The following is a 22502-nucleotide window of genomic DNA, read 5'->3' as shown; positions in this document are numbered from 1 at the left end:
CGATGTCGTCCGTCGTCCTTCGCCCGCCGCGGCCCTCGTTGGCACTCGTTCCGCGGGAGTGCCAGTGGCTCCCGGTTCAGTGTACGGCCGCAGGACGTACAGCGAGCAAGGGCGGCCGACCACCGTACCCGGGGATCCTCGGACCGGATGTCAGTGGTCTCCCGTAGCGTCCCGGTATGGACGTCCGTTGGGAAGAGCACGGGTGGGAGCGGCTGGCGCCCGGAGTGGGCCGCGTACGCCTGCCGGGGTGGGACGCGACCGTCGGTCTGGTGGTCGGGGAGCGGGGCGCGCTGCTCTACGACACGGGGTCGACGCTCCGGGAGGGCGCCGAACTCCGGGCACGGACGCGGGCGCTGCTCGGCGGCCTGCGCGTGACACATGTCGCACTCAGCCATCCGCATTTCGATCATGTGCTGGGGGCGGCGGCGTTCTCGGGGGTGGCGGTGTACGGGGCGGTCGGCCTGGCGGAGCTGCTGGCCGGGGACGGGGCGGGGAAGGGCGGAAGCCTGTACGAGGAGGCGGTACGGGAGGGGGTCGCGGAGGCGGAGGCGGCCGAGGCGGTGGATCTGCTGGTCGCCCCGGGGCACGCGGTCTCCGGGGAGCTGACGCTGGACCTGGGCGGCGGGCGGCGGGTGGTGCTGGCGAACGCGGGCCCGGGGCACACGGCGCACGACCTGGCGCTGCTGGTGCCGGGGACGGCGGCAGGGCCAGGGACGGGGCCGGGCGGCGAGGCGGGGGCTCCCGGCGCCCCTACGGTGCTCTTCTGCGGGGACCTGGTGGAGGAGTCGGGCGAGCCGCAGGCGGGCCCCGACGCGGTCCCGGCGCGCTGGCCCGCCGCCCTGGACCGGCTGCTGGCGCTGGGCGGCGGGGACGGGACGGTGTACGTGCCGGGGCACGGGGCGGTGGTGGACGCGGCGTTCGTACGGGCGCAACGCGACGCGCTGGCCGCGCGGTTCGGCGGGTCGGGGGCGCCCTCGTAGCCCTGCCGTCGAGCCCCGCATATCGTCATCCGCATGCGCAGCTACAGCCCCGATCTGACGCCCCCGTGGAAGAAGCCCACGCCCGCGCCGGAGGTCCCCGCCGAACCCGATCTGGTGGTCGAGGAGGTGACGACGGGCTTCTGCGGCGCGGTGATCCGCTGCGAGAAGACCGCCGAGGGGCCGACGGTCACCCTGGAGGACCGCTTCGGCAAGCACCGTGTCTTCCCCCTGGTGGCGCGCGGCTTCCTGCTGGAGGGCCGCCCGGTGACGCTGGTCCGCCCGCGGCCCGGCGGCGCCTCCGGGCCGTCCGCCCAGGCCCGTACGGCCTCGGGCTCGGTCGCCGTGCCGGGCGCCCGCGCGCGGGTGGCCAGGGCGGGCCGGATCTATGTGGAGGGGCGGCACGACGCGGAGCTGGTCGAGAAGGTCTGGGGCGACGACCTGCGTATCGAGGGCGTGGTCGTGGAGTACCTGGGCGGCGTCGACGATCTCCCCGCGGTGGTCGCCGAGTTCGGCCCCGCGCCGGACGCCCGGCTCGGCGTGCTGGTCGACCATCTCGTCCCCGGCTCGAAGGAGTCCCGTATCGCCGCGGCGGCGGCCGGCGCGGACGTCCTGGTCGTGGGGCACCCGTACATCGACATCTGGGAGGCCGTGAAGCCGTCCTCGGTGGGCATCGCGGCCTGGCCGAAGGTGCCGAGGGGCGAGGACTGGAAGACGGGCGTGTGCGAGGCGCTGGGCTGGCCGCCGAACACGGGGGCGGCCTGGCAGGCGATCCTGTCCCGGGTGCACTCCTACCGGGATCTGGAGCCCGCGCTGCTGGGCCGGGTGGAGGAGCTGATCGACTTCGTCACGGCCGGCGGTGAGTCCTGACCGGGGGAAGGGTCCCGAACCTGCTGGTGTCGAGCTCGATCCCGAGCATGTCGAGGGGCAGCGGATCACCGAACTTGGCGGTCCGTTCCACTCGGTAGTCCGCGTCTTCCCCGCTGCCGGTCGGCTCGGTGAGCAGCGCGCAACGCGCCTCCGTCGGGTCGATGATCAGATAGGCCGGGACACGGCCCGCCGCGTAGATCGAACGCTTGACGCCGTAGTCACGGTCGATGCTGCTCTTGGAGACGACCTCAAGCACCAGAGTGACTGCCGGGGCGGGGACCAGACGTCCCGGTCCCTCGAAAGCACCGTGCTCGACCACGACGAGGTCCGGCTGTGGCTCGGCGGGCTCTCCCGGGATCGAGAGGTCCTGAGTCTGGACCGGATACCAGTTGTCGATCGGGATCTGTCGCTCCACGAACAGCACGATCAGGTTATGGACCCAGTCGGGCCCGGCCATCATCACGATTTCATCCCTGAGGAGTTCCACTTTGAGCTTCCCGGGAACCTCAAGGCTCCTGTAGGAAGCCTCCAGGCTCTCGTGCCGCTCGGCGGCGGTTTCGGTGATCGGTCGCTCATCCACAGCGGTCATCTCCGTGAGCCTCCACATTCCGCCGCTTCTGTTAGCGGCAGACTAGGGAAACAGCCTAAGCAGCCACACCCGAATCCGCGGGGATTCACCCCGGCGAGTGATCAGTCCACCAGGTCCCTGACGACGGCGTCCGCCAGGAGGCGGCCCTTCAGCGTCAGCACCGCGCGGCCCGCCTCGTACGGCTCCGGTACGAGCAGGCCGTCGGCCAGAGCGCGGGCGGCGGCGTTCCGGCCGACCGGGCGCAGGAGGGACAGCTCGCAGCCGTCGGCCAGGCGCAGCTCCAGCAGGATGCGCTCCACCCTGCGGTCCTCCTCGGAGAGGAGTTCGCGGCCCGCGCCCGGGGAGCGGCCCTCCGCGAGGGCCTGGGCGTACGCGCCGGGGTGCTTCACGTTCCACCAGCGCACGCCGCCGACGTGGCTGTGGGCGCCGGGGCCCGCGCCCCACCAGTCCGCGCCGCGCCAGTACAGCTCGTTGTGGAGACAGCGTGCCTTCTCCGTGGTGGCCCAGTTGGACACCTCGTACCAGGAGAAGCCCGCCTCGGCGAGCACCTCGTCCGCGATGAGGTAGCGGTCCGCGTGCTCGTCGTCGTCCGTCATGGGGACCTCGCCGCGCCGGATGCGGCGGGCGAGCTGGGTGCCCTCCTCGACAATCAGCGCGTACGCCGAGATGTGGTCGGGGCCGGCGCCCACGGCCGCCGCGAGGGTGTCGCGCCAGTCGGTGTCGCTCTCCCCCGGTGTGCCGTAGATCAGGTCGAGGTTCACATGGTCGAACCCGGCGGCGCGGGCCTCCGCGACGCACGCCTCGGGACGGCCCGGGGTGTGGGTACGGTCCAGGACCTTCAGGACGTGCTGCTTGGCGCTCTGCATCCCGAAGGAGATCCGGTTGAAGCCGCCCTCCCGCAGGGCGGCGAGGTACGCGGGGTCCACGGACTCGGGATTCGCCTCCGTGGTGATCTCCGCGTCGTCCGCGAGCCCGAACTCGTCACGGATCGTGCCCAGCATCCGTACGAGGTCCCCGGCGGCGAGCAGGGTCGGGGTGCCGCCGCCGACGAAGACCGTGCGGACCTGGCGCGGGTCGTCGCCGAGGACCTTCCTGGCCAGCCTGACCTCGTCGGCAAGGGTGTCGGCGTAGTTGTCACGGGAGGCCAGCACCCCGCCGGAGCCGCGCAGCTCGGTCGCCGTGTACGTGTTGAAGTCGCAGTAGCCGCAGCGGGTCGCGCAGTACGGAACGTGCAGGTAGAAGCCGAGCGGCCGGTCCGCCGCGCCCGCCAGGGCGTGCCGGGGCAGCGCTCCGGTCTCGGGCATGGGGTCACCGTCGGGCAGTGCGGAAGGCATGCCCCCAGTGTCCCGTACGCGACGGACGGTGCGGGGCGGGGTGCCGTCTGGTCCGCCCCGCACCTTGCCGCGCCCGTGCTCACTCCGCCTGGAGCACCAGCAGCGCCAGATCGTCCCCCGGCGGCGTCTCCGCGAATTCGTGCACCGCGCGCCGTATCCGCTCCGCCACTCCCTGCGCCGTGAGCCCCACGCACCCCGCCAGGGCCCGCGCGAGGCCGTCGCCGTCGTCGAGCATGCGGCGGCCCGAGCGGCGCTCCGTGACGCCGTCGGTGACGCAGAGCAGCGTGTCCCCGGGCTCCAGGTCGAAGGAGCTGCTCTCGTACGCGACGGACTCCACCACCCCGAGCAGCACCTGCGGCTCCGCCGCCGCCCGCACGGTGCCGTCCGGGCGCAGGAGCAGCGGCAGGGGGTGGCCGGCGCTGGCGAGGGTGCACCGTACGCCGCCGCCGTCCGGCAGGGGCATCAGCTCGCCGTACAGCAGCGACAGGAAACGGGCCTGGCGGCCCTCCGGCGACCCCGTGGGGCCTGCGGGCACTCCCGGTGGTCCGCCGGGACCCGCGGCCGCCCCTACGGCCATCAGGGACGCCGACTCGGCCGCCTCCGTCGCGTCGTCGAGCAGCAGCCGGTTGAGACGGTCCAGGACCGCGCCCACCCCGTACCCCTCGCGGGCGAGCAGCCGCAGCCAGGGGCGGGCGAGGCCGGTGACGACGGCGGCCTCGGGGCCGCTGCCCTGGACGTCGCCGAGCATGAAGCACCAGCGGTCGCCCGGCGGGCACGGGAAGACGTCGTAGAAGTCACCGCCCGCGAGCCCCTCGTCGCTCGGTTCGTACACGAGGGAGCTGGCGACGCCCGGGATGCGCGCCACCTGGGTGGGCAGCAGTCCGCGCTGGAGGACGCGGCTGATGGTGACCTGGCGGGTGTAGCGGCGGGCCGCGCCGATGCCGAGGGCGACGCGCCGGGCGAAGTCCTCCACGAGGGAGGTCACCTCGTCGGGGACGGCGCCCTGCCCGGGGCGGCCGAGCAGGAGCGTGCCCAGGGCGCGGCCGTTCGCGACGAGCCGGCAGGCGAGCGCCGCGCCGTCGCTCCCCGCCGTATCGAAGACCGGCCAGGGCACCGGCACCGGCGTGCCGTGCGGTGGTCCCGGGAGCCTCGGCGGCTCCTTCTTCAGGGCGGCGCGCAGCGGCTCGATGCGGGACTCGTCGGCGTGCCAGACGCGGGCGAGCCGGGGCGCCGCGCCCGTCTGCGCGCCGTCGCCGTCCAGCCAGACCGCGCACCACTCGGCGAGGCGTGGCACCAGCAGTTGGCCGGCGAGCGCCGCGACCAGGTCCTCGTCGAGCTGTCCCGCGAGCAGTTCGGACGCCTCGGCGAGGAAGGAGAGGGCCCCTCCGCCGGCCCACTCCGGGTCGCCGCGGACCGTACGGCGGGGGGCTGGTGCCAGGATCTCGGCGGCGCGCAGTCCTCGGCGCAGGGCGGGTTCGGCCGGTGCCCCGTCGGGGCCCGTGTCCCGGCCCGCGAGGGGGAGCCGGGCCCAGACGGTCTTGAGGCCGGAGCGGTAGGTGATGCCCCAGCGTTCGGCGAGCGCGGAGACGAGTTGCAGCCCGCGGCCGTACTCGGGGGTGCCGGACGGCTGCGGTCCGTCCGGGTCGCTGCGCACGGCCCGCGCGGGATGGTGGTCGGAGACTTCGAGGACGAGCGCGGCCGGTTCGTCGCGTGCCTGGGCGCCCGCGATGTCCCCCGAGGGGTCCTCGGAGGGGACTTCGAGCCGGCAGAGCAGTTCGACGGTGGTGCCGGCGTGCACGACCGCGTTGGTGACGAGTTCGTCGACGATCAGTACGGCGTCGTCGGCGAGGAGGTCGGTGCTGTGTGTGCCCGGGGAGCAGCCTGTCTCCCCTTGGCAGAAGGTGCAGGTGGTGAGCAGCCCGAGGCTGGTCCAGTCCGCGAGCGCCGCGCGTGCGAAGCGACGTGCGGCGGACGGGGCGAGCGGGTTGCCGGGCAGACTGGTACGGGAGATGGACCGCGCGTCCCTCCGTAACGGCACCTGGGGTGCCGGACGGTGGCGGGCATCGCGCGGGATCGGAATGGGCCCCACTGCGGCTCCTGATCCGGTTCTGGCGTTGTGCCGCTCTGGCGTTTGTGCCGTTTACGATCCCGACAGAGTGACAGACGGAGCGCGTTCCTACGCACCGAGTCATGGAAGTCGCCGGAGATTGCCCCCGGGTCTTGACAGCGGAAACCGCGCGGGGGGGCGCATCGGCGCGGGAGGGGTGGCGCGACGGTGGCGCGAACGCCGGGCCAAAGCACCGGAACCGCGTGCGAAACCGCCCCGGACAGAGCATTCTTGCCTCGCTGGCCGAAAGACGCGGGCCGGACAAGGAGCAACAAGGATGATCAGCACATGAACGGCACAGCGGTCGGCACGGAACGTGCGGGCATCCTGCTCGTCGACGACATGGAGGACAACCTCACCGCGCTCGAAGCGGTGCTGGCCTCGCTGGACGAGCGGCTCGTACGGGCGCGTTCGGGCGAGGAGGCGGTGGAGGCGCTGCTGCGCCAGCCGTTCGCGCTGGTCCTGCTGGACGTCCGGATGCCCGGCATGGACGGCTTCGAGACCGCGTACCGGATCAAGCGGCTCGACCGGGCCAAGGACATCCCGATCATCTTCCTGAACGGGCCCGGCTCCGACAGCGGTTACGCCTTCCGCGGGTACGCCACGGGCGCCGCGGACTTTCTGACCAAGCCCTTCGACCCGTGGATGCTGCGGGCCAAGGTCAGCGTCTTCCTCGATCTGCACCGCAAGAACCGCCAGTTGGAGCGGGCCCTGGCGCGCGAGCAGGAACAGCTCGGGGAGGTCGCGGGCCGGCTGGCGAAGATCGAGGACGCGCTGCGGAGCGACGCGCCGGAACACCTGGCCGACCTGCGGCGCCACTTGGAGCGGATCGAGGACGCGCTGGGCGAACTCCGGCGCGGGCGGGACCACTAGGGAAAGACCCCAGGGCGCGTCCGGCCGGGGGCGTGAGGGCAGACCCGCTGCCCTCACGCCCCCGGTCAGGCCTCATGCCCCCGGTCAGGCCTCGCGGGAGCCCTCGTACATCTCCTCGATCAGATGCTTGTACTCCCGCTCCACGACGGGCCTCTTGAGCTTGAGGCTGGGCGTCAGCTCGCCGTGCTCGATGTCCAGGTCGCGGGAGAGCAGCCGGAACTTCTTGATGGTCTGCCAGCGCTGAAGGCCCTCGTTGAGCCGCTTCACGTATCCGTCGATGAGCTGCTCGGCCGCCGCCGAGGCGACCACGTCGGCGTACGGACGGCCGGCCATGCCGTTCTCGGCGGCCCAGCCGAGGATCGCCGGTTCGTCGAGCGCGATCAGCGCCGTGCAGAAGTTGCGGTCGGCGCCGTGCACCAGGATGTTCGAGACGAACGGGCAGACCGCCTTGAACCGGCCCTCGACCTCGGCCGGGGCGATGTACTTGCCGCCCGACGTCTTGATCAGGTCCTTCTTGCGGTCGGTGATCCGCAGATAGCCGTCGGCGGACAGCTCGCCGATGTCCCCGGTGTGGAACCAGCCGTCGGGCTCCAGCACCTCCGCGGTCTTCTCGGGCTGCCCGTGATATCCGGCCATCACACCCGGGCTGCGCAGCAGGATCTCGCCGTCGTCCGCGATCCGTACCTCCGTGCCGGGCAACGGCTTGCCGACCGTGCCCGTACGGTACGCCTCGCCCGGGTTGACGAAGCTGGCCGCGCTGGTCTCCGTCAGCCCGTACCCCTCCAGGATGTGGATCCCGGCGCCGGAGAAGAAGTAGCCGATCTCGGGCGCGAGCGCGGCGGAACCGGAGACGGCGGCGCGCAGCCGGCCGCCGAACGCCTCGCGGAGCTTGCTGTAGACGAGCGCGTCGGCCACCTTGTGGCGGGCGCCGAGGGCGAACGGCACGGTCCTGGTGCCCGTACGCCGGAAGTTGTCCTGGGCGGCGACGGCGTACTCGCGGGCGACCCCGGCCGCCCACTGGAAGATCTTGTGCTTGGCGGGGCCGCCGGCCCGCGCCTTGGCCGCCACGCCGTTGTAGACCTTCTCGAAGATCCGCGGCACGGCCGCCATGTAGGTCGGCCGGACCACCGGCAGATTCTCGATGATCTTGTCGACGCGGCCGTCCACGGCGGTGACATGGCCGACCTCGATCTGCCCGGACGTCAGCACCTTGCCGAAGACATGGGCGAGCGGCAGCCACAGGTACTGCACGTCGTCCCCGCTGATCAGGCCGGTGGCGGCGATCGCCTTGGCCATGTACGACCAACTGTCGTGGCGCAGCCGTACGCCCTTGGGGCGGCCCGTGGTGCCCGAGGTGTAGATGAGGGTGGCGAGCTGTTCGGCGGTGATCGCCCCGGTCCGCTCCTCGACCGCCTTGGGGTGCTCGGCCAGGTACGCGGCGCCGCGCGCTTCCAGTTCGGCGAGCGAGAGCACCCACCCCTCCGGGTCGCCCTCGGCGGGCACGGCGCCGTCCGCCTCGATCACCACGACATGGGCGAGGCCCGGCAACTCGGCGCGGCGCTCGCGCGCCTTGGCGAGCTGCGTGGCGTCCTCCGCGATCAGCACCCGGCTCTGCGAGTCGGAGAGGATGTACGCGGACTCCTCGGTGTTGGTCGAGGGGTAGACCGTGGTGGTCGCGGCGCCCGCGCACATCACCCCGAGGTCCGCGAGGATCCACTCGACCCGGGTGGCGGAGGCGAGCGCTACCCGCTCCTCGGGTTCCACGCCGAGCGCGATCAGCCCGGCGGCCACGGCGTACACCCGCTTCGAGGCCTCGCCCCAGCTCAGCGAGCGCCACTCGTCGGGGCCCTGTCCGGCGGCCGGTACGGGGTAGCGGTAGGCCTCCGCGTCCGGCGTGGCCGCCACGCGCTCAATGAAGAGGGTCGCCACGGAGGGCGGCCGGTTCTCGATCAAGTTCTGGGTGTCGCTCACGGCATCCTCCGGGCCCGCGGCAGCGCTGCCGGCGTGCCGACTGAATTGTGACTGGCGAGTAACTAATGCGACCGACGAGTAACTAACCGACGAGTAACTACGAATCTGCGCTCAGGGTAGAGGCCGCCCGCCCGGTGCGTAAGAGGCCGTGGGCAGCCACTTCGTACACGTGGTAACGAGGCCGCGCCTGTTCGGAGACGTTCCGGGGGTCCCGGACGGCGCTACGGGCCCTCACACCGCGGTGTGAGGGCCCGTAGCGCCGTCGGAACGACATCAGAACGGCTACTTCTTCGCCTTGCCCCCGGAATCGTCACTGGACAGCACGGCGATGAACGCCTCCTGGGGGACCTCCACGCTGCCGACCATCTTCATGCGCTTCTTGCCCTCCTTCTGCTTCTCCAGCAGCTTCCGCTTACGGGAGATGTCACCGCCGTAGCACTTGGCGAGGACGTCCTTGCGGATGGCACGGATCGTCTCGCGGGCGATGACCCGGGAGCCGATGGCGGCCTGGATGGGGATCTCGAAGGCCTGGCGCTGGATCAGCTCACGCAGCTTGGCGACGAGCCGCACCCCGTACGCGTACGCCTGGTCCCGGTGGGTGATCGCCGAGAAGGCGTCCACCTTGTCGCCGTGGAGCAGGATGTCGACCTTGACGAGGTTGGCGGTCTGCTCGCCGGTGGGCTCGTAGTCGAGCGAGGCGTAGCCGCGGGTCTTGGACTTGAGCTGGTCGAAGAAGTCGAAGACGATCTCGGCGAGCGGCAGCGTGTAGCGGATCTCGACACGGTCCTCGGAGAGGTAGTCCATGCCGAGCAGCGTGCCGCGGCGGCTCTGGCACAGCTCCATGATCGCGCCGATGAACTCGCTCGGGGCGAGGACCGTGGCCCGTACGACCGGCTCGTGCACCGAGTCGAGCTTGCCCTCGGGGAACTCGCTCGGGTTGGTGACCGTGTGCTCGGTGCCGTCCTCCATCTCCACGCGGTAGACCACGTTGGGGGCGGTGGCGATGAGTTCGAGCCCGAACTCGCGCTCCAGCCGCTCCCGGATCACATCGAGGTGCAGCAGACCGAGGAAGCCGACCCGGAAACCGAAGCCGAGCGCCGCGGAGGTCTCCGGCTCGTAGACCAGGGCGGCGTCGTTGAGCTGGAGCTTGTCGAGCGCGTCACGCAGCTCGGGGTAGTCCGAGCCGTCCAGCGGATAGAGGCCGGAGAAGACCATCGGCTTGGGGTCCTTGTAGCCGCCCAGCGCCTCGGTCGCCCCCTTGTGCAGGGTGGTGATCGTGTCGCCGACCTTGGACTGCCGTACGTCCTTCACGCCGGTGATGATGTAGCCCACCTCGCCGACGCCGATGCCGTCGGCCGGGGTCATCTCCGGGGAGGAGACCCCGATCTCCAGCAGCTCGTGGGTGGCGCCGGTGGACATCATCCGGATCCGCTCGCGCTTGTTGAGCTGGCCGTCGATGACACGGACGTACGTCACGACCCCCCGGTAGGAGTCGTAGACCGAGTCGAAGATCATCGCGCGGGCGGGGGCGTCCTTGACGCCGACCGGCGCCGGGACCTCCTTGACCACCTTGTCGAGCAGAACGTCCACACCGACACCGGTCTTCGCCGAGACGCGCAGGACGTCCTCGGGCTGGCATCCGATGAGGTTCGCCAGCTCCTCGGAGAACTTCTCCGGCTGGGCGGCCGGCAGGTCGATCTTGTTGAGCACGGGAACGATGGTGAGGTCGTTCTCCATCGCCAGGTAGAGGTTGGCGAGCGTCTGCGCCTCGATGCCCTGGGCAGCGTCCACCAGCAGGATGGTGCCCTCGCAGGCCGCGAGCGAACGGGAGACCTCGTAGGTGAAGTCCACGTGTCCCGGCGTGTCGATCATGTTGAGGACATGGGTGGTGCCCTGGCCCTCACCCGTGGTGGGGGCCCAGGGCAGCCGGACCGCCTGGGACTTGATCGTGATGCCGCGCTCGCGCTCGATGTCCATCCGGTCGAGGTACTGGGCGCGCATCTGCCGCTGGTCGACCACTCCGGTGAGCTGGAGCATCCGGTCGGCCAGCGTCGACTTGCCGTGGTCGATGTGGGCGATGATGCAGAAGTTGCGGAGCAGCGCCGGGTCCGTACGGCTCGGCTCGGGCACGTGGAGAGGGGTCGCGGGCACGCAGGGTCCTGATTCTTGAGACGCGCGGCGTCTCGTCTCGGGTGGACGCGGATCGATACGTAGGCTCCATGGTCCCACGGGTACGGGACTGCGCCCGGTTTGGGCCGGTCGCGGGGTCGCTGCTAGCCTGACAAGCTGCGTCCGGCTCCACCCTGCCCTCTCCGGGCCGGGTGGTCCTCGGACGATGCTGTACCGGGTCAAACGAATTCATCAAAGCTGAGAAGGCTCATAACGTGGCGAACATCAAGTCCCAGATCAAGCGGAACAAGACCAACGAGAAGGCACGCCTGCGCAACAAGGCTGTCAAGTCGTCGCTCAAGACCGCGATCCGCAAGGCCCGCGAGGCCGCTGCCGCCGGTGACGTCGAGAAGGCCACCGCGGCTTCTCGCGAGGCGTCCCGTCAGCTCGACAAGGCTGTCTCGAAGAGTGTCATCCACAAGAACGCCGCCGCCAACAAGAAGTCGGCGCTGGCCTCCAAGGTCGCCACCCTCCAGGGCTGAGCCCCGGTTCCTTGATTTGACCGCCGGAAGGGACTCAGCGGGCCCTCTCTACCGCTCCTGACCGGCGAACCCCGAACTCGCACGCGACTGCGTTCGCCACGCGGGTGCGAGTTCATCAGCTTCATGAGCTTCACAGCTTGACGTCGAAGGCCCTGGCCCGTTCTCCCAGAACGGGCCAGGGCCTTCGACGTACCGGGACCCGGTATCCGGGACCGGCCCTCGCGGGCCGGAGGTAAACCCTGGGGGCCGGAGGTAAACCCTGGGGGCCGGAGGCTAGCCCTGGCGGCCGGAGCGGGCCGCGTGGGCGATCGCGACGACCGCCTTCTCCAGCGCGTACTCCGGATCGTCGCCGCCGCCCTTGACGCCCGCGTCGGCCTCGGCGACGGCCCGCAGCGCGGTCGCCACACCGTCCGGCGTCCAGCCGCGCATCTGCTGACGCACCCGGTCGATCTTCCACGGCGGCATCCCCAGCTCCCGCGCGAGATCGGCGGGCCGGCCGCCGCGAGCGGAGGAGAGCTTGCCGATGGCCCGCACGCCCTGGGCGAGGGCACTGGTGATCAGTACGGGTGCGACACCGGTCGACAGCGACCAGCGCAGCGCCTCCAGCGCGTCGGCGGCCCGGCCCTCCACGGCGCGGTCGGCGACGTTGAAGCTGGACGCCTCGGCTCGGCCCGTGTAGTACCGGCCGACGACGGCCTCGTCGATCGTCCCCTCGACATCCGATGCGAGCTGGGAGACGGCGCTCGCCAGCTCGCGCAGATCGCTGCCGATCGAGTCGACCAGGGCCTGGCACGCCTCGGGCGTGGCCGAGCGGCCCAGCGCGCGGAACTCCGACCGTACGAAGCCCAGCCGCTCGGCCGGCTTGGTCGTCTTGGGGCAGGGGACCTCACGGGCCCCCGCCTTACGGGCGGCGTCCAGCAGCCCCTTGCCCTTGGCCCCCCCAGCGTGCAGCAGGACGAGGGTGATCTCCTCGGCGGGCGCGTCCAGATACGCCTTGACGTCCTTGATCGTGTCCGCGGAGAGGTCGTGCGCGTTCCGTACGACCACGACCTTGCGCTCGGCGAAGAGCGACGGGCTGGTCAGCTCGGCCAGGGTGCCGGGCTGGAGCTGGTCGGAGGTGAGGTCGCGGACGTCCGTGTCGGCGTCGGCGGCGCGGGCCGCCGCGACCACCTGCTGCACGGCGCGGTCGAGCAGCAGGTCCTCCTGGCCCACGGCGAGCGTGAGCGGGGCGAGCGGATCGTCGGGGGAAGCTTTTCTGGTGGCCATCGTGCTCCACGATCTCACGCCCCACCGACAGCGAGGGGCGCGTATCCGGGGACGGGGCCCGAGCTCCCGGGACAGCGCGGGACGTTACGGGGCCTCGCGCCAGCCGTCCCAGTCCGCCACAAACGCGTCCAGCGCGGCGGAGTCCAGCCGCGCCCCGGGGTCCTCCACGACCACCAGCCACTGCGCGTCCTCGGCGTCGTCCTCGCCGGCCAGGGCGTCCCGTACGAGCTGGGGCTCCTCGGTCACCGGGAACCGCTCGCCGAGCGCCTGCGCCACCTCCTCCGCCGCGTCGCGGTCGGGCAGCACCAGTACGTGTCTCACATCGCTCACGGCCGCATTCTTCCAGTCGGCGGGAGACCGTGAACCGCCCGGTCAGGTCTTGGGGACGATCTGGATATCCATCTCGATCTTGATGCTGGAGCCGACGACCGCGATGCCCCGTGCCAGCATCGACTGCCAGTTGACGGTGTAGTCCTCGCGGTGCAGCTCCGTGCTGGCGCGGACGGCCGCGCGGGTCTCGCCCTCCATGCCGTTGCCGATGCCCAGGTAGTGGGCGTCGAGGGTGACCGTGCGGGTGACGCCGTGGAGGGTGAGCGCCCCGGCGATCCCCCAGTTGTTGCCGCCGCGGTGGAGGAAGCGGTCGCTGTAGAACTCCAGCGTCGGATAGTTCTCCACGTCGAGGAAGTCGGGTGAGCGCAGGTGGTCGTCGCGCATCTGCACGCTGGTGTCGATCGACGCGGCGCCGATGACGACATGCATCGCCGACCGCTCCATCGTCTCGCCGATCCTGATCGCCCCGGCGAAGTTGTCGAAGCGGCCGTGGACACGGGCGAGCCCGATGTGACGGGCGATGAAACCGATCCGGGAGTGGGCCGGTTCGATCTCCCAGTCGCCGGGCGCGGGCAGCGGCAGCGACGGGGCCACCTGGAGGGTGATGTCACCCGGGCCGCTGGACTCGGCAGCGTCGCCGACCGTCACGTTGCCCCGGAACGGGGTGAAGCTGTCGGCGGATATGGCCAGCCGGTACTCCCCGAGGGGGACCATCGCCACCATCATCCCGAACGGGTCGGTCTCCCCGCTCACGATCTTGCGGCCGTTGCTGTCGCTCACCGTGAACTCGGCCTGTCCGACAGGCTCGTTGACCGGGTCGATGACACGGCAGGTGAGCAGCCCGGCGCCGGGCGGTACAGAGAGTCCGGCGAACGGACCGGGCCTCTGATGAGCGGCCGTCCGTCGGCCGAGAAGGCGGCTGATCATGGTGTGCGTACCCCTGTGCGCTCGGGCTCCACGGGGCCGCACCGCGGAACGTCGTCGGAACGGCGACCCATGACGAATAAGCATTCGATCACTCTTGCCCTGTTCGGGGCAAACGTACCGACAGGTAGAGAACGCGGGCATCACGGATTGCCACTCCGTCCCCGGGGAACGGCCCGCAGTCCTGCCCCGGCCCCCACCACCGCGATCGCCCCGTCCCGGTCGGTACGCAGCACCGTCGCTCCCCCGGCGCGCAGCGCGTCGACGGTACGGGGCGCGGGATGCCCGTACGGGTTGTCCCGGCCAGCGGAGATCAGCGCGAGTCGGGGGCGTACGTCCCTGAGCAGCCCCGGGTGCTGATGGGGCGAGCCGTGGTGGGCCACCTTGAGGACGTCCACCGGGGGCAGCGCCGGGTGGTCCCGCAACAGGCCGCGCTGGGCGGGCGGTTCGAGATCGCCCAGGAGCAGCAGTGTGGGGCCTCGGGCGACCCGTACGAACAGGGTGACGCTGGAGTCGTTGGGTTCGGTGGCGGCTGGTGGCACCCCGGCCCGGGGCCAGAGCACCCGCCAGTCGAGCGGCCCGGTGGTGCGCCGCTCCCCCGGGACGGCCCGGACGACGGGCACCCGCGCCGCCGCGGCGGCGCGCCGTACGAACGCGGCCTGTTCCGGAGGCTCGGGCGAGGTCGTGGTCTGGATCGCGCCGACCGCTCTGCCGCGCAGCACGCCGGGCAGCCCGGCGACATGGTCGGCGTGGAAGTGGGTGATCAGCAGCAACGGGATCCGGGTGATGCCGAGTTCCCGCAGACACCGGTCGGCGGGCCCGGGGTCGGGGCCGGTGTCCACCACCACGGCGGAACCGTCCCCGGCGGCGAGTACGGTCGCGTCGCCCTGGCCGACGTCACACATCGCGAACGTCCACCCCGGCGGCGGCCAGCCGGTGACGATCCGGGTGAACGGCGGGGGCCGCACGATCGCGAGCAGCAGGAGTACGGCGCAGAGCGCGGCCGTCCAGGGGTGGCGCGGGATCCGCCGGGCGGCGACCACGACGAGGACGGTGACGACGGCGAGCAGCGCCCCGCCCCGCCAGCCACCGGGCCAGTCGGTCTGGGCGCCGGGCAGCGCCGCGCCGCCGCGTGCGACGGACGCGATCCACCCGGCCGGCCAGCCCGCGCACCGGGCCAGCAGTTCGGCAGCGGGCAGCGCCACGGGGGCGAGGGCGAGGGCGGCGAAACCGAGCACCGTGGCCGGGGCGACCGCGAGCTCCGCGAAGAGGTTGCACGGGATCGCGACGAGGCTGACCCGGGCCGCGAACACAGCCACCACGGGCGCGCAGACGGCCTGCGCGGCTCCGGCCGCTGCCAGGGCCTCCGCGAGCCTCGGCGGCACCCCGCGCCGCGTCAGCGCCGCACTCCAGCGAGGGCCGATGGTGAGCAGGGCGCCGGTGGCCAGCACGGAGAGGAGGAAGCCGTAGCTGCGGGCCAGCCAGGGGTCGAGGAGGACGAGCAGCAGAACGGCGGCGGCCAGCGCGGGGAGCAGTGTTCTGCGGCGGCCGGTGCCGATGGCGAGGAGGGTGATCAGCCCGCAGGCGGCGGCCCGCAGCACGCTGGGTTCCGGGCGGCAGACGACCACGAACGCGAGGGTGAGCGCCCCGCCGAGCAGCGCGGTCGTCCGCAGCGAGATCCCCAGAAGTGGGGCGAGCCCGCGCCGTTCGGCCCGCACCGCCAGCCCCGGCGGGCCGATCAGCAGGACCAGGACGATGGTCAGGTTGGAGCCCGAGACGGCCATGAGATGCAGCAGGTCCGTGGCGGCGAAGGCGTCGTGCAGTTCGGGCGTGATCCGTGCGGTGTCCCCGACGACCAGCCCCGGCAGCAGGGCGCGGGCATCTGGCGGCAGCCCCTCGGTCGCCGCGCGCAGCCCGGCGCGGAGCGTGCCCGCCGTGCGCTGGACGCGGGTGGGCGCGCCGGTGATGGTCGGCGCGCCCTTTCCCGTGACGCGCAGGGTCGCCGCGTAGCGGTCGTCGGTGTGCGCCGGGGGCGCCAGCCGTCCGGTCAGCCGCAGCCGGGTGGACGGCAGCAGCCGCTGCCAGCGGCCGGGGTGCTCGCCGGGCGGGACGATCACCAGCACGGGCGTACGGACCGCGGTGGCCCCGCCCCGTACCGGCGTCACCCGGATGATCTCCGCGTCGAGGACGAACCCGCCCCCGGCCGTTCCGTCGCCCCCGGGCCGGGGACGGGTGGCCCGGGGGTCGGAGGTGACCGTCAACTCCGCGGTGACCGAGGCATATCGGTCGGCGAGGCCGGGCACGGGCCCCCGTCGGGCGTCCGCGCCGTGCAGCCCGGCGGAGGCGGCCCCGGCGGCGGCACAGAGCAGCACGCCCGCGGCGGCCACGCCGGTGAGGCGGGGCCCGGGCTCGGCGCCCGACCGCACCAGGAGCAGCGCGCCGGCCAGCAGACAGACCAGCACCCCGAGCACGGTCCAGCGGCCCGGGGCGCCCACGGCCAGGGCCGCCGCGCCCCAGGCCGCCAGCGCGGGCGGCAGGAGCCGGAGGTCGGCCGGGCCCTCCTGGCGTGGATCGGACGCGCCCAGGCGGTGGTCGGCCGTCCGGTGGACCGCGGGGCGCGTCATGGCCGTACGAGAGGCTGGAGGTCGGCGAACTTGCGGTCACCGATGCCGTTGACCTCGCGAAGTTCGTCGACGGAGCGGAACCCGCCGTGCTGGGTGCGGTAGTCGATGATGTGCCGGGCGAGCACGGGCCCGACGCCGGGGAGCGTGTCGAGCTGGTCCGGTGTGGCGGTGTTGAGGCTGATGGGCGCGGCCGGCGGTCCGCCGGGGCCCGCGCCGGGTGCCAAGCCCGCCACCGCTCCCCCGCTGCCGCCGCCGGGTCCGCCGCCCGGGGCCGCGCCCGGCGGTGCGGGGCTGTCGACCACCACCTGCTCGCCGTCCATCAGTAATCGGGCCCGGTTCAGCCCGGTGAGATCCGCGCCCGGCTCGACACCTCCGGCGGCCCGCAGTGCGTCGGCGACCCGCGACCCGGCGGGCAGCCGCAGGACGCCGGGCTCCCGCACCTTGCCCCCGACGTCCACCACGATCCTGGCCGACTCCGGCGGGGGCGGCGGCTCGGGTTCGACGGCCTTCGGCAGCGGTGCGGACAGCCCTCTCGGCACGCCGTCGGGAGGGGCGGCGTCCGCGCGGACCGTGTCGGGCGCCCGGACGGACTGCGGGCGCCCGGTCCAGAAGTGCTGGGCGGCGAGCCCGGCTGCCGCCACCAGCACCACCGCGAGCGCGCCCAGCGTCCTCAGCTCCAGACCGCACCGGAGCTGAACCCACAGCGGCAGCCGCTCCCGCACCGCCGCCAGCGCCCCGTTCCACGCCCGCCCGCGCTCCGCCTTGGGCGGCGACGGGGGCTTCGGGGCGGCGACAGGGCCGTCACCGGCCGGGGCGGCAGGAGGCGCGGGAGCGGCGGGAGCGGCGGGGAAGAGCGCCTCCGCCCGCCGACGCGGCTCCGTCGGAGGCGAGGGCAAGGGCAAGGGCAAGGAGAGGGGCGGGGCCACGGGTGCGGACGCGGAGGTAGACGCGGATGAGGGCGCGGACGCGAGCGCCGTACGCGCACGGAGGTGGGCCGGCGTCCCGGTAAGGACCGCCGCGCGAGCGCGGGGACGGGAGTGGGAACGGGAGCGACCGTGGCGGGCACGGCCGTCGGAGCCGGGGGAACGGCCCGGGCCGCTGGTTACGGAGCGTGTTCGGAGAGCCATGCCACAGAACAGTAGGCATCCCGGCCCGATCTCGCCGAGCACCTCGAATTCCGGTGGAAAACCTGCCGGTTGTGGAAAACTCGGCCACCCGAACGAGGGTATGAGGGGCCCTGTGGGACCGTCAGCGCGGTGAGATCACGGCCCCCAGCAACCCCGGCCCCGTGTGCGCCCCGATCACCGCGCCGACCTCGCTGACATGCAGGTCCACCAGTCCCGGCAGCCGCTCACGCAGCCGCTCGGCGAGCGCCGTGGCCCGTTCCGGCGCCGCGAGGTGGTGCACCGCGATGTCCACCTGGCCGGTACCGGCCCGGTCGGCGACGATCTCCTCCAGCCGAGCGATCGCCTTGGACGCCGTCCGCACCTTCTCCAGCAGTTCGATGCGCCCGCCGTCGAGTTGGAGCAGCGGTTTCACCGCGAGCGCCGAGCCGAACAGCGCCTGGGCGGCGCCGATCCGGCCGCCCCGGCGCAGATAGTCCAGCGTGTCGACATAGAAATACGCGGTGGTGCCCGCGGCCCGCTTCTCGGCGGCGGCCACCGCCTCGTCGAGCGTGCCGTCGCCCTCCGCGGCCTCGGCCGCCGCCAGTGCGCAGAATCCGAGCGCCATCGCCACCATGCCGGTGTCCACCACCCGTACCGGCACCGGCGCCTCCCTGGCGGCGAGCACGGCGGCGTCGTACGTGCCGGAGAACTCGGCCGACAGATGCAGCGAGACGATCCCCGTGGCCCCGGCGTCCGCCGCGGCGCGGTACGCGGCGGCGAAGACCTCGGGGCTCGGCCGTGACGTGGTCACGGACGTCCGCTTCTGGAGCGCCAGGGCCAGGGAACGGGCCGAGATCTCCGTGCCCTCTTCCAGCGCGCGGTCCCCGAGCACGACGGTCAGCGGCACCGCGGTGATGCCGTGCCGTTCCATCGTCTGCGGCGGCAGGTAGGCCGTGGAATCGGTAACGATCGCGACATGGCGGGACATGAGCCGGAGGTTACCCGTCGTCGGCACGGGGCGGCAGCCCGACCCCGTCCCTCTGGTCGGTTCCGGCCCTGGTACACGGTCAGTTCGTGGTCTCGGGCCTGGCCTGCTTCTGCCAGGGGTACGTGGTCCTGAGCCGCGGATCGGACGGCTCGATGGCCTCGGGCCGCTCCCCCGCGGCGGACGGCGGCGCGGGCTCCGTCGACCAGTGCCGCAGCGCCCCGGACTCCACATCGATCTGCGCGCTCAGCGACGACAGGTCGTCCTCGGAGAACTTCCGCGCGCGGTCCCGGGCGGCCCAGCGCAGCGAGTCCGCGGAGTGCGTGATCCGGTCCGTGCGCTCCCGCAGCTCCGACAGCCGCTGCCCGACCCTGCTCCGATCGGGGTCCCGCTCCAGTTGGCGCAGCTCCTCGTCCAGCTCCCGGCCGTGCACACTCAGCCGTTCGAACAGAGCGATCGACTCGGACAGCGAGGCGTCCTCGGCCACGCCCGCCTGGAGCGCGTCCTGGGTGGCGCGCATCGAGGTGCGCAGCCTCAGCCGAAGCTGGGCGAGCTCCCCGGCCGTGCCGGGCTGGCCCAGACTCTTCGCCCGGAGGGCCGTGTCCTCCACCGTGCGGCGGGCCTGCGAGATCGTACGGTCCACGCCCCGCTTGGCGGCGCCGACCGCCTTGACTCCCGCGTACACCCCCAGTGCCATGAAGGCGACGAAGAGCAACGCCATGATCGTGATCGCGACGTCGTCCATGAGCGCGCCCCTTCGCAGTCGGTCGTGTCCCTTCCACCGTAAACGGAACAGGCAGGCTGTGGGTTCCATCGGAACCCCCAACCTGCCCGTAGGGGAAAGCCCTGTGTCCCCGGTCGAAGCCTTGTGCGCCCGATCAGGCGCAACAAGGCGGGAACCATCAGGCGGCAACCATCAGGCGGGAACGATGTTCACCAGCTTCGGCGCCCGCACGATCACCTTCCTGATGCCCGCCCCGCCCAGCGCCGCGACCACGCCGGCGTCGCCCAGCGCCAGCTTCTCCAGCTCCTCGTCCGAGATGGACGGGGAGACCTCCAGCCGCGCCTTGACCTTGCCCTTGACCTGTACGACGCAGGTCACGGCCTCGTCCACGACGTACGCCGGGTCCGCGACCGGGAAGTCCCGGTGCACGACCGAGTCGGTGTGCCCCAGCTTGTGCCACAGCTCCTCGGCGACGTGCGGGGCCAGCGGTGCGAGCAGCAGCACCAGCGGCTCTGCGACCGCGCGCGGGATCGGGGCGCCCGTCTTGGTCAGGTGGTTGTTCAGCTCGGTGACCTTGGCGATGGCCGTGTTGAAGCGCAGCCCCGCCATGTCCTGGACGATTCCGTCGATCGCCTTGTGCAGCGCGCGCAGCGTGTCCACGTCGATGTCGGCGGGGTCGGTGTCGACGACGGTGACCCCGCCGGTCGCCTCGTCCACCACATTGCGCCACACCCGCTGGATCAGCCGGAACTGGCCGACGACCGCGCGGGTGTCCCACGGACGCGAGACGTCCAGCGGACCCATCGCCATCTCGTACAGCCGCAGCGTGTCCGCGCCGTACTCCGCGAAGATCTCGTCCGGGGTGACGGCGTTCTTCAGGGACTTGCCCATCTTCCCCAGGACACGGCTGACCTTCCCGCCCTGGTACCAGTAGCCGCCGTCACGCTCCTCGACCTCCGCCGCCGGCACCGCGATACCGCGGCTGTCCCGGTAGACGAACGCCTGGATCATGCCCTGGTTGTAGAGCTTGTGGAACGGCTCGGCCGAGGAGATGTGCCCCAGGTCGAACAGCACCTTCGACCAGAAGCGCGCGTACAGCAGGTGCAGTACGGCGTGCTCGGCGCCGCCCACGTACAGGTCGACGCCGCCGTGCGGCTGGCCCTCGCGCGGGCCCATCCAGTACTGCTCGACGGCCGGGTCGACCAGCTTCTCGTCGTTGTGCGGGTCCAGGTAGCGCAGCTCGTACCAGCACGAACCGGCCCAGTTCGGCATGGTGTTGGTCTCGCGGCGGTAGCGCTTGACGCCCTCGCCCTGCCCCAGGTCCAGCTCGACGTTCACCCACTCGGCGTTCCGCGAAAGCGGCGTCTCCGGCTGGGTGTCCGCGTCGTCCGCGTCGAACGTACGGGGCGAGTAGTCGTCGACCTCGGGCAGTTCCAGCGGCAGCATCGACTCGGGCAGCGCGTGCGCCGTGCCGTTCTCGTCGTAGACGATCGGGAAGGGCTCGCCCCAGTAGCGCTGGCGGCTGAACAGCCAGTCGCGCAGCCGGAAGTTGACCGTGCCCTCGCCGATGCCGCGCGCGGCCAGCCAGTCGGTGATCCGCGCCTTGGCCTCGGCCACCCGCAGACCGTCCAGGGTGAGGTCCGCGTTCGTCGAGTTGACGATCGGCGCGTCGTACGAGGAGAACGCGTCGTCCCACGCCGAGGCGTCCGTGCCCCGGCCGTCCGCGGGTTCGACGACGCAGCGGATCGGGAGTTCGAAGGCGCGCGCGAACGCGAAGTCGCGGCCGTCGTGCGCCGGTACGGCCATGATCGCGCCGGTGCCGTATCCCAGCAGGACGTAGTCGGCGATGAAGACGGGCAGGCGCTCGCCGCTGACCGGGTTGGTGGCGTAGGCGCCGGTGAAGACCCCGGTCTTGTCCTTCGCCTCGGCCTGCCGCTCCACGTCGGACTTGGCCGCGGCCTGCTTGCGGTACGCGTCGACGGCCTCGGCGGGGGTCGCGTGACCGCCCGTCCACACCTCGTGCGTCCCCTCGGGCCAGGCCGCAGGGACGAGCTTCTCGACCAGGTCGTGCTCGGGCGCCAGGACCATGTACGTGGCGCCGAAGAGGGTGTCCTGACGGGTCGTGAAGACCGTGATGGCGGCGCTCCCGCCGACGGCGTCCGTCACCGGGAAGTCGACCCGCGCGCCCTCGCTGCGGCCGATCCAGTTGCGCTGCTGGAGTTTGATGGCCTCGGGCCAGTCCAGGGCGTCCAGATCGTTCAGCAGCCGGTCGGCGTAGGCGGTGATGCGCATGTTCCACTGGCGCAGCTTCGCCTTGAAGACCGGGAAGTTGCCGCGCTCGGAGCGGCCGTCGGCGGTGACCTCCTCGTTGGCCAGCACCGTGCCCAGACCGGGGCACCAGTTGACGGGGGCGTCGGAGGCGTACGCCAGCCGGTAGCCGCCCAGGACGTCGGCGCGCTCGGGGGCGCTCAGCTCACTCCAGGGGCGCCCGTCGGGCGTCGCGCGCTCCCCGCTCTCGAACTGCGCCACCAGCGTCTCGATGGGGCGCGCGCGGTCCGCCTCCGGGTCGTACCAGGAGTTGAAGATCTGTACGAAGATCCACTGGGTCCACTTGTAGTAGTCCGGGTCGATCGTGGCGAAGGAGCGGCGCCGGTCGTGGCCCAGGCCCAGCCTGCGGAGCTGGGCCCTCATGTTCTCCATGTTGGCCTCGGTGGAGGCCCGGGGGTGCGTGCCGGTCTGGACCGCGTACTGCTCGGCGGGCAGGCCGAACGCGTCGAAGCCCAGGGTGTGCAGGACGTTGTGGCCGGTCATGCGCTGGTGCCGGGCGAACACGTCGGTGGCGATGTAGCCCAGCGGGTGCCCGACATGGAGTCCGCTGCCCGAGGGGTAGGGGAACATGTCCATGATGAACTTCTTGGGCCGGGCGGCCAGCTCCGGATCACCGGCCAGCTCACCCGTCGGGTTCGGCGCCTCGTACGTGCCCCGGGCGTCCCAGAAGTCCTGCCAGCGCGCTTCGATGTCCGCGGCCATGGCCGCGGTGTAGCGGTGCGGCGCTGCCGTCTCGGCAGCGCCGGAAGCAGCAGCGGAATTCGTCTCGCTCATGATGTCCTGAAGCTCCATCGATCGTCTCTGCCAGCGGGGCCGGCCGTACCGGGCGGCACACAGGGCCGC

Annotated in this window: 17 protein-coding genes; 4 read left to right on the top strand and 13 right to left on the bottom strand. The window is 72.4% G+C overall.

The genetic code is table 11. The features are described 5' to 3' along the window. Positions 1-176: 176 nt before the first annotated feature. Together ACIBJC_RS19830 and ACIBJC_RS19825 are read left to right on the top strand one after the other, a co-directional pair. Positions 177-980, top strand: coding sequence for an MBL fold metallo-hydrolase (locus ACIBJC_RS19830; protein WP_399293953.1), 804 nt, complete (start codon positions 177-179; stop codon positions 978-980). A 33-nt stretch (positions 981-1013) separates the two neighbouring features. Then, positions 1014-1847 carry a DUF3097 domain-containing protein gene (locus ACIBJC_RS19825; protein WP_399293950.1) on the top strand — a complete coding sequence of 278 codons (834 nt, stop codon included), beginning with the start codon at positions 1014-1016 and terminating at the stop codon, positions 1845-1847. Here ACIBJC_RS19825 and ACIBJC_RS19820 read toward each other — a convergent pair. The 3 genes from ACIBJC_RS19820 to ACIBJC_RS19810 all read right to left on the bottom strand — a co-directional run bounded on the left by ACIBJC_RS19820 (position 1825) and on the right by ACIBJC_RS19810 (position 5859). Then, positions 1825-2436: a Uma2 family endonuclease gene (locus ACIBJC_RS19820; protein ID WP_399293947.1), complete on the bottom strand. Its 612-nt coding sequence runs from the start codon at positions 2434-2436 to the stop codon at positions 1825-1827. The two genes, ACIBJC_RS19825 and ACIBJC_RS19820, sit on opposite strands and share 23 nt — an antisense overlap. Before the next feature lie 101 nt (positions 2437-2537). Continuing rightward, on the bottom strand, positions 2538-3770 hold the full coding sequence (gene hemW / locus ACIBJC_RS19815; protein ID WP_399293944.1) for a radical SAM family heme chaperone HemW: 1233 nt from the start codon (positions 3768-3770) through the stop codon (positions 2538-2540). A gap of 79 nt (positions 3771-3849) precedes the next feature. Beyond that, positions 3850-5859, bottom strand: coding sequence for a SpoIIE family protein phosphatase (locus tag ACIBJC_RS19810; RefSeq protein WP_399293941.1), 2010 nt, complete (start codon positions 5857-5859; stop codon positions 3850-3852). Between the two features lie 306 nt (positions 5860-6165). On the opposite strand from ACIBJC_RS19810, the gene ACIBJC_RS19805 reads away from it, so the two are divergent. After that, complete coding sequence (locus ACIBJC_RS19805) at positions 6166-6750, top strand: response regulator (protein ID WP_329827159.1); 585 nt, start codon at positions 6166-6168, stop codon at positions 6748-6750. 84 nt (positions 6751-6834) lie between these two features. Here ACIBJC_RS19805 and ACIBJC_RS19800 read toward each other — a convergent pair whose 3' ends face one another. Next, positions 6835-8721, bottom strand: coding sequence for an AMP-dependent synthetase/ligase (locus tag ACIBJC_RS19800; protein ID WP_399293938.1), 1887 nt, complete (start codon positions 8719-8721; stop codon positions 6835-6837). A gap of 282 nt (positions 8722-9003) precedes the next feature. Continuing rightward, complete coding sequence (lepA, locus tag ACIBJC_RS19795) at positions 9004-10872, bottom strand: translation elongation factor 4 (protein ID WP_399293935.1); 1869 nt, start codon at positions 10870-10872, stop codon at positions 9004-9006. 233 nt (positions 10873-11105) lie between these two features. Between lepA and rpsT the strand changes: the two genes are divergently transcribed. Continuing rightward, the gene (rpsT, locus tag ACIBJC_RS19790) at positions 11106-11372 is read left to right on the top strand and encodes a 30S ribosomal protein S20 (protein ID WP_399293933.1); all 267 of its coding nucleotides are present in this window, start codon (positions 11106-11108) and stop codon (positions 11370-11372) included. Positions 11373-11645: 273 nt separating this feature from the next. Here the strand turns inward: rpsT and holA are convergent, their stop codons facing one another. The 8 genes from holA to leuS all read right to left on the bottom strand — a co-directional run bounded on the left by holA (position 11646) and on the right by leuS (position 22433). Further along, positions 11646-12638 (bottom strand): DNA polymerase III subunit delta, encoded by a 993-nt coding sequence (gene holA, locus ACIBJC_RS19785; protein ID WP_399293930.1) that lies wholly within the window; start codon positions 12636-12638, stop codon positions 11646-11648. An 84-nt stretch (positions 12639-12722) separates the two neighbouring features. Continuing rightward, on the bottom strand, positions 12723-12968 hold the full coding sequence (locus ACIBJC_RS19780; protein WP_329827154.1) for a hypothetical protein: 246 nt from the start codon (positions 12966-12968) through the stop codon (positions 12723-12725). Between the two features lie 42 nt (positions 12969-13010). Next, positions 13011-13895: a YceI family protein gene (locus tag ACIBJC_RS19775; protein ID WP_399293927.1), complete on the bottom strand. Its 885-nt coding sequence runs from the start codon at positions 13893-13895 to the stop codon at positions 13011-13013. Between the two features lie 140 nt (positions 13896-14035). Then, positions 14036-16516, bottom strand: coding sequence for a ComEC/Rec2 family competence protein (locus ACIBJC_RS19770; protein ID WP_399293924.1), 2481 nt, complete (start codon positions 16514-16516; stop codon positions 14036-14038). Further along, positions 16513-17412: a helix-hairpin-helix domain-containing protein gene (locus ACIBJC_RS19765; protein WP_399293921.1), complete on the bottom strand. Its 900-nt coding sequence runs from the start codon at positions 17410-17412 to the stop codon at positions 16513-16515. The genes ACIBJC_RS19770 and ACIBJC_RS19765 overlap by 4 nt, the downstream gene beginning before the upstream one ends. Before the next feature lie 352 nt (positions 17413-17764). Then, positions 17765-18610, bottom strand: a complete 846-nt coding sequence (locus ACIBJC_RS19760) for a DegV family protein (RefSeq protein ID WP_399293919.1) — start codon at positions 18608-18610, stop codon at positions 17765-17767. Between the two features lie 79 nt (positions 18611-18689). Beyond that, positions 18690-19352: a hypothetical protein gene (locus tag ACIBJC_RS19755; RefSeq protein WP_399293917.1), complete on the bottom strand. Its 663-nt coding sequence runs from the start codon at positions 19350-19352 to the stop codon at positions 18690-18692. A 171-nt stretch (positions 19353-19523) separates the two neighbouring features. Then, positions 19524-22433: a leucine--tRNA ligase gene (leuS, locus tag ACIBJC_RS19750; RefSeq protein WP_399293914.1), complete on the bottom strand. Its 2910-nt coding sequence runs from the start codon at positions 22431-22433 to the stop codon at positions 19524-19526. Positions 22434-22502 lie beyond the last annotated feature (69 nt).

Origin of the sequence: Streptomyces sp. NPDC050509, assembly GCF_044457965.1 — a bacterium.
GTDB lineage: Bacteria > Actinomycetota > Actinomycetes > Streptomycetales > Streptomycetaceae > Streptomyces.
The sequence above is the reverse complement of the archived record's forward strand: the minus strand, read 5'-3'. Positions and strand labels throughout refer to the sequence as shown.

Coding starts and splice junctions, on each gene's coding strand:
- ACIBJC_RS19830 (WP_399293953.1), top strand. CDS start 177: ATGGACGTCCGTTGGGAAGAGCACGGGTGGGAGCGGCTGGCGCCCGGA.
- hemW (WP_399293944.1), bottom strand. CDS start 3,770: ATGCCTTCCGCACTGCCCGACGGTGACCCCATGCCCGAGACCGGAGCG.
- ACIBJC_RS19805 (WP_329827159.1), top strand. CDS start 6,166: ATGAACGGCACAGCGGTCGGCACGGAACGTGCGGGCATCCTGCTCGTC.
- ACIBJC_RS19775 (WP_399293927.1), bottom strand. CDS start 13,895: ATGATCAGCCGCCTTCTCGGCCGACGGACGGCCGCTCATCAGAGGCCC.
- leuS (WP_399293914.1), bottom strand. CDS start 22,433: ATGAGCGAGACGAATTCCGCTGCTGCTTCCGGCGCTGCCGAGACGGCA.
- ACIBJC_RS19770 (WP_399293924.1), bottom strand. CDS start 16,516: ATGACGCGCCCCGCGGTCCACCGGACGGCCGACCACCGCCTGGGCGCG.
- ACIBJC_RS19820 (WP_399293947.1), bottom strand. CDS start 2,436: ATGACCGCTGTGGATGAGCGACCGATCACCGAAACCGCCGCCGAGCGG.
- holA (WP_399293930.1), bottom strand. CDS start 12,638: ATGGCCACCAGAAAAGCTTCCCCCGACGATCCGCTCGCCCCGCTCACG.
- ACIBJC_RS19755 (WP_399293917.1), bottom strand. CDS start 19,352: ATGGACGACGTCGCGATCACGATCATGGCGTTGCTCTTCGTCGCCTTC.
- ACIBJC_RS19825 (WP_399293950.1), top strand. CDS start 1,014: ATGCGCAGCTACAGCCCCGATCTGACGCCCCCGTGGAAGAAGCCCACG.
- ACIBJC_RS19760 (WP_399293919.1), bottom strand. CDS start 18,610: ATGTCCCGCCATGTCGCGATCGTTACCGATTCCACGGCCTACCTGCCG.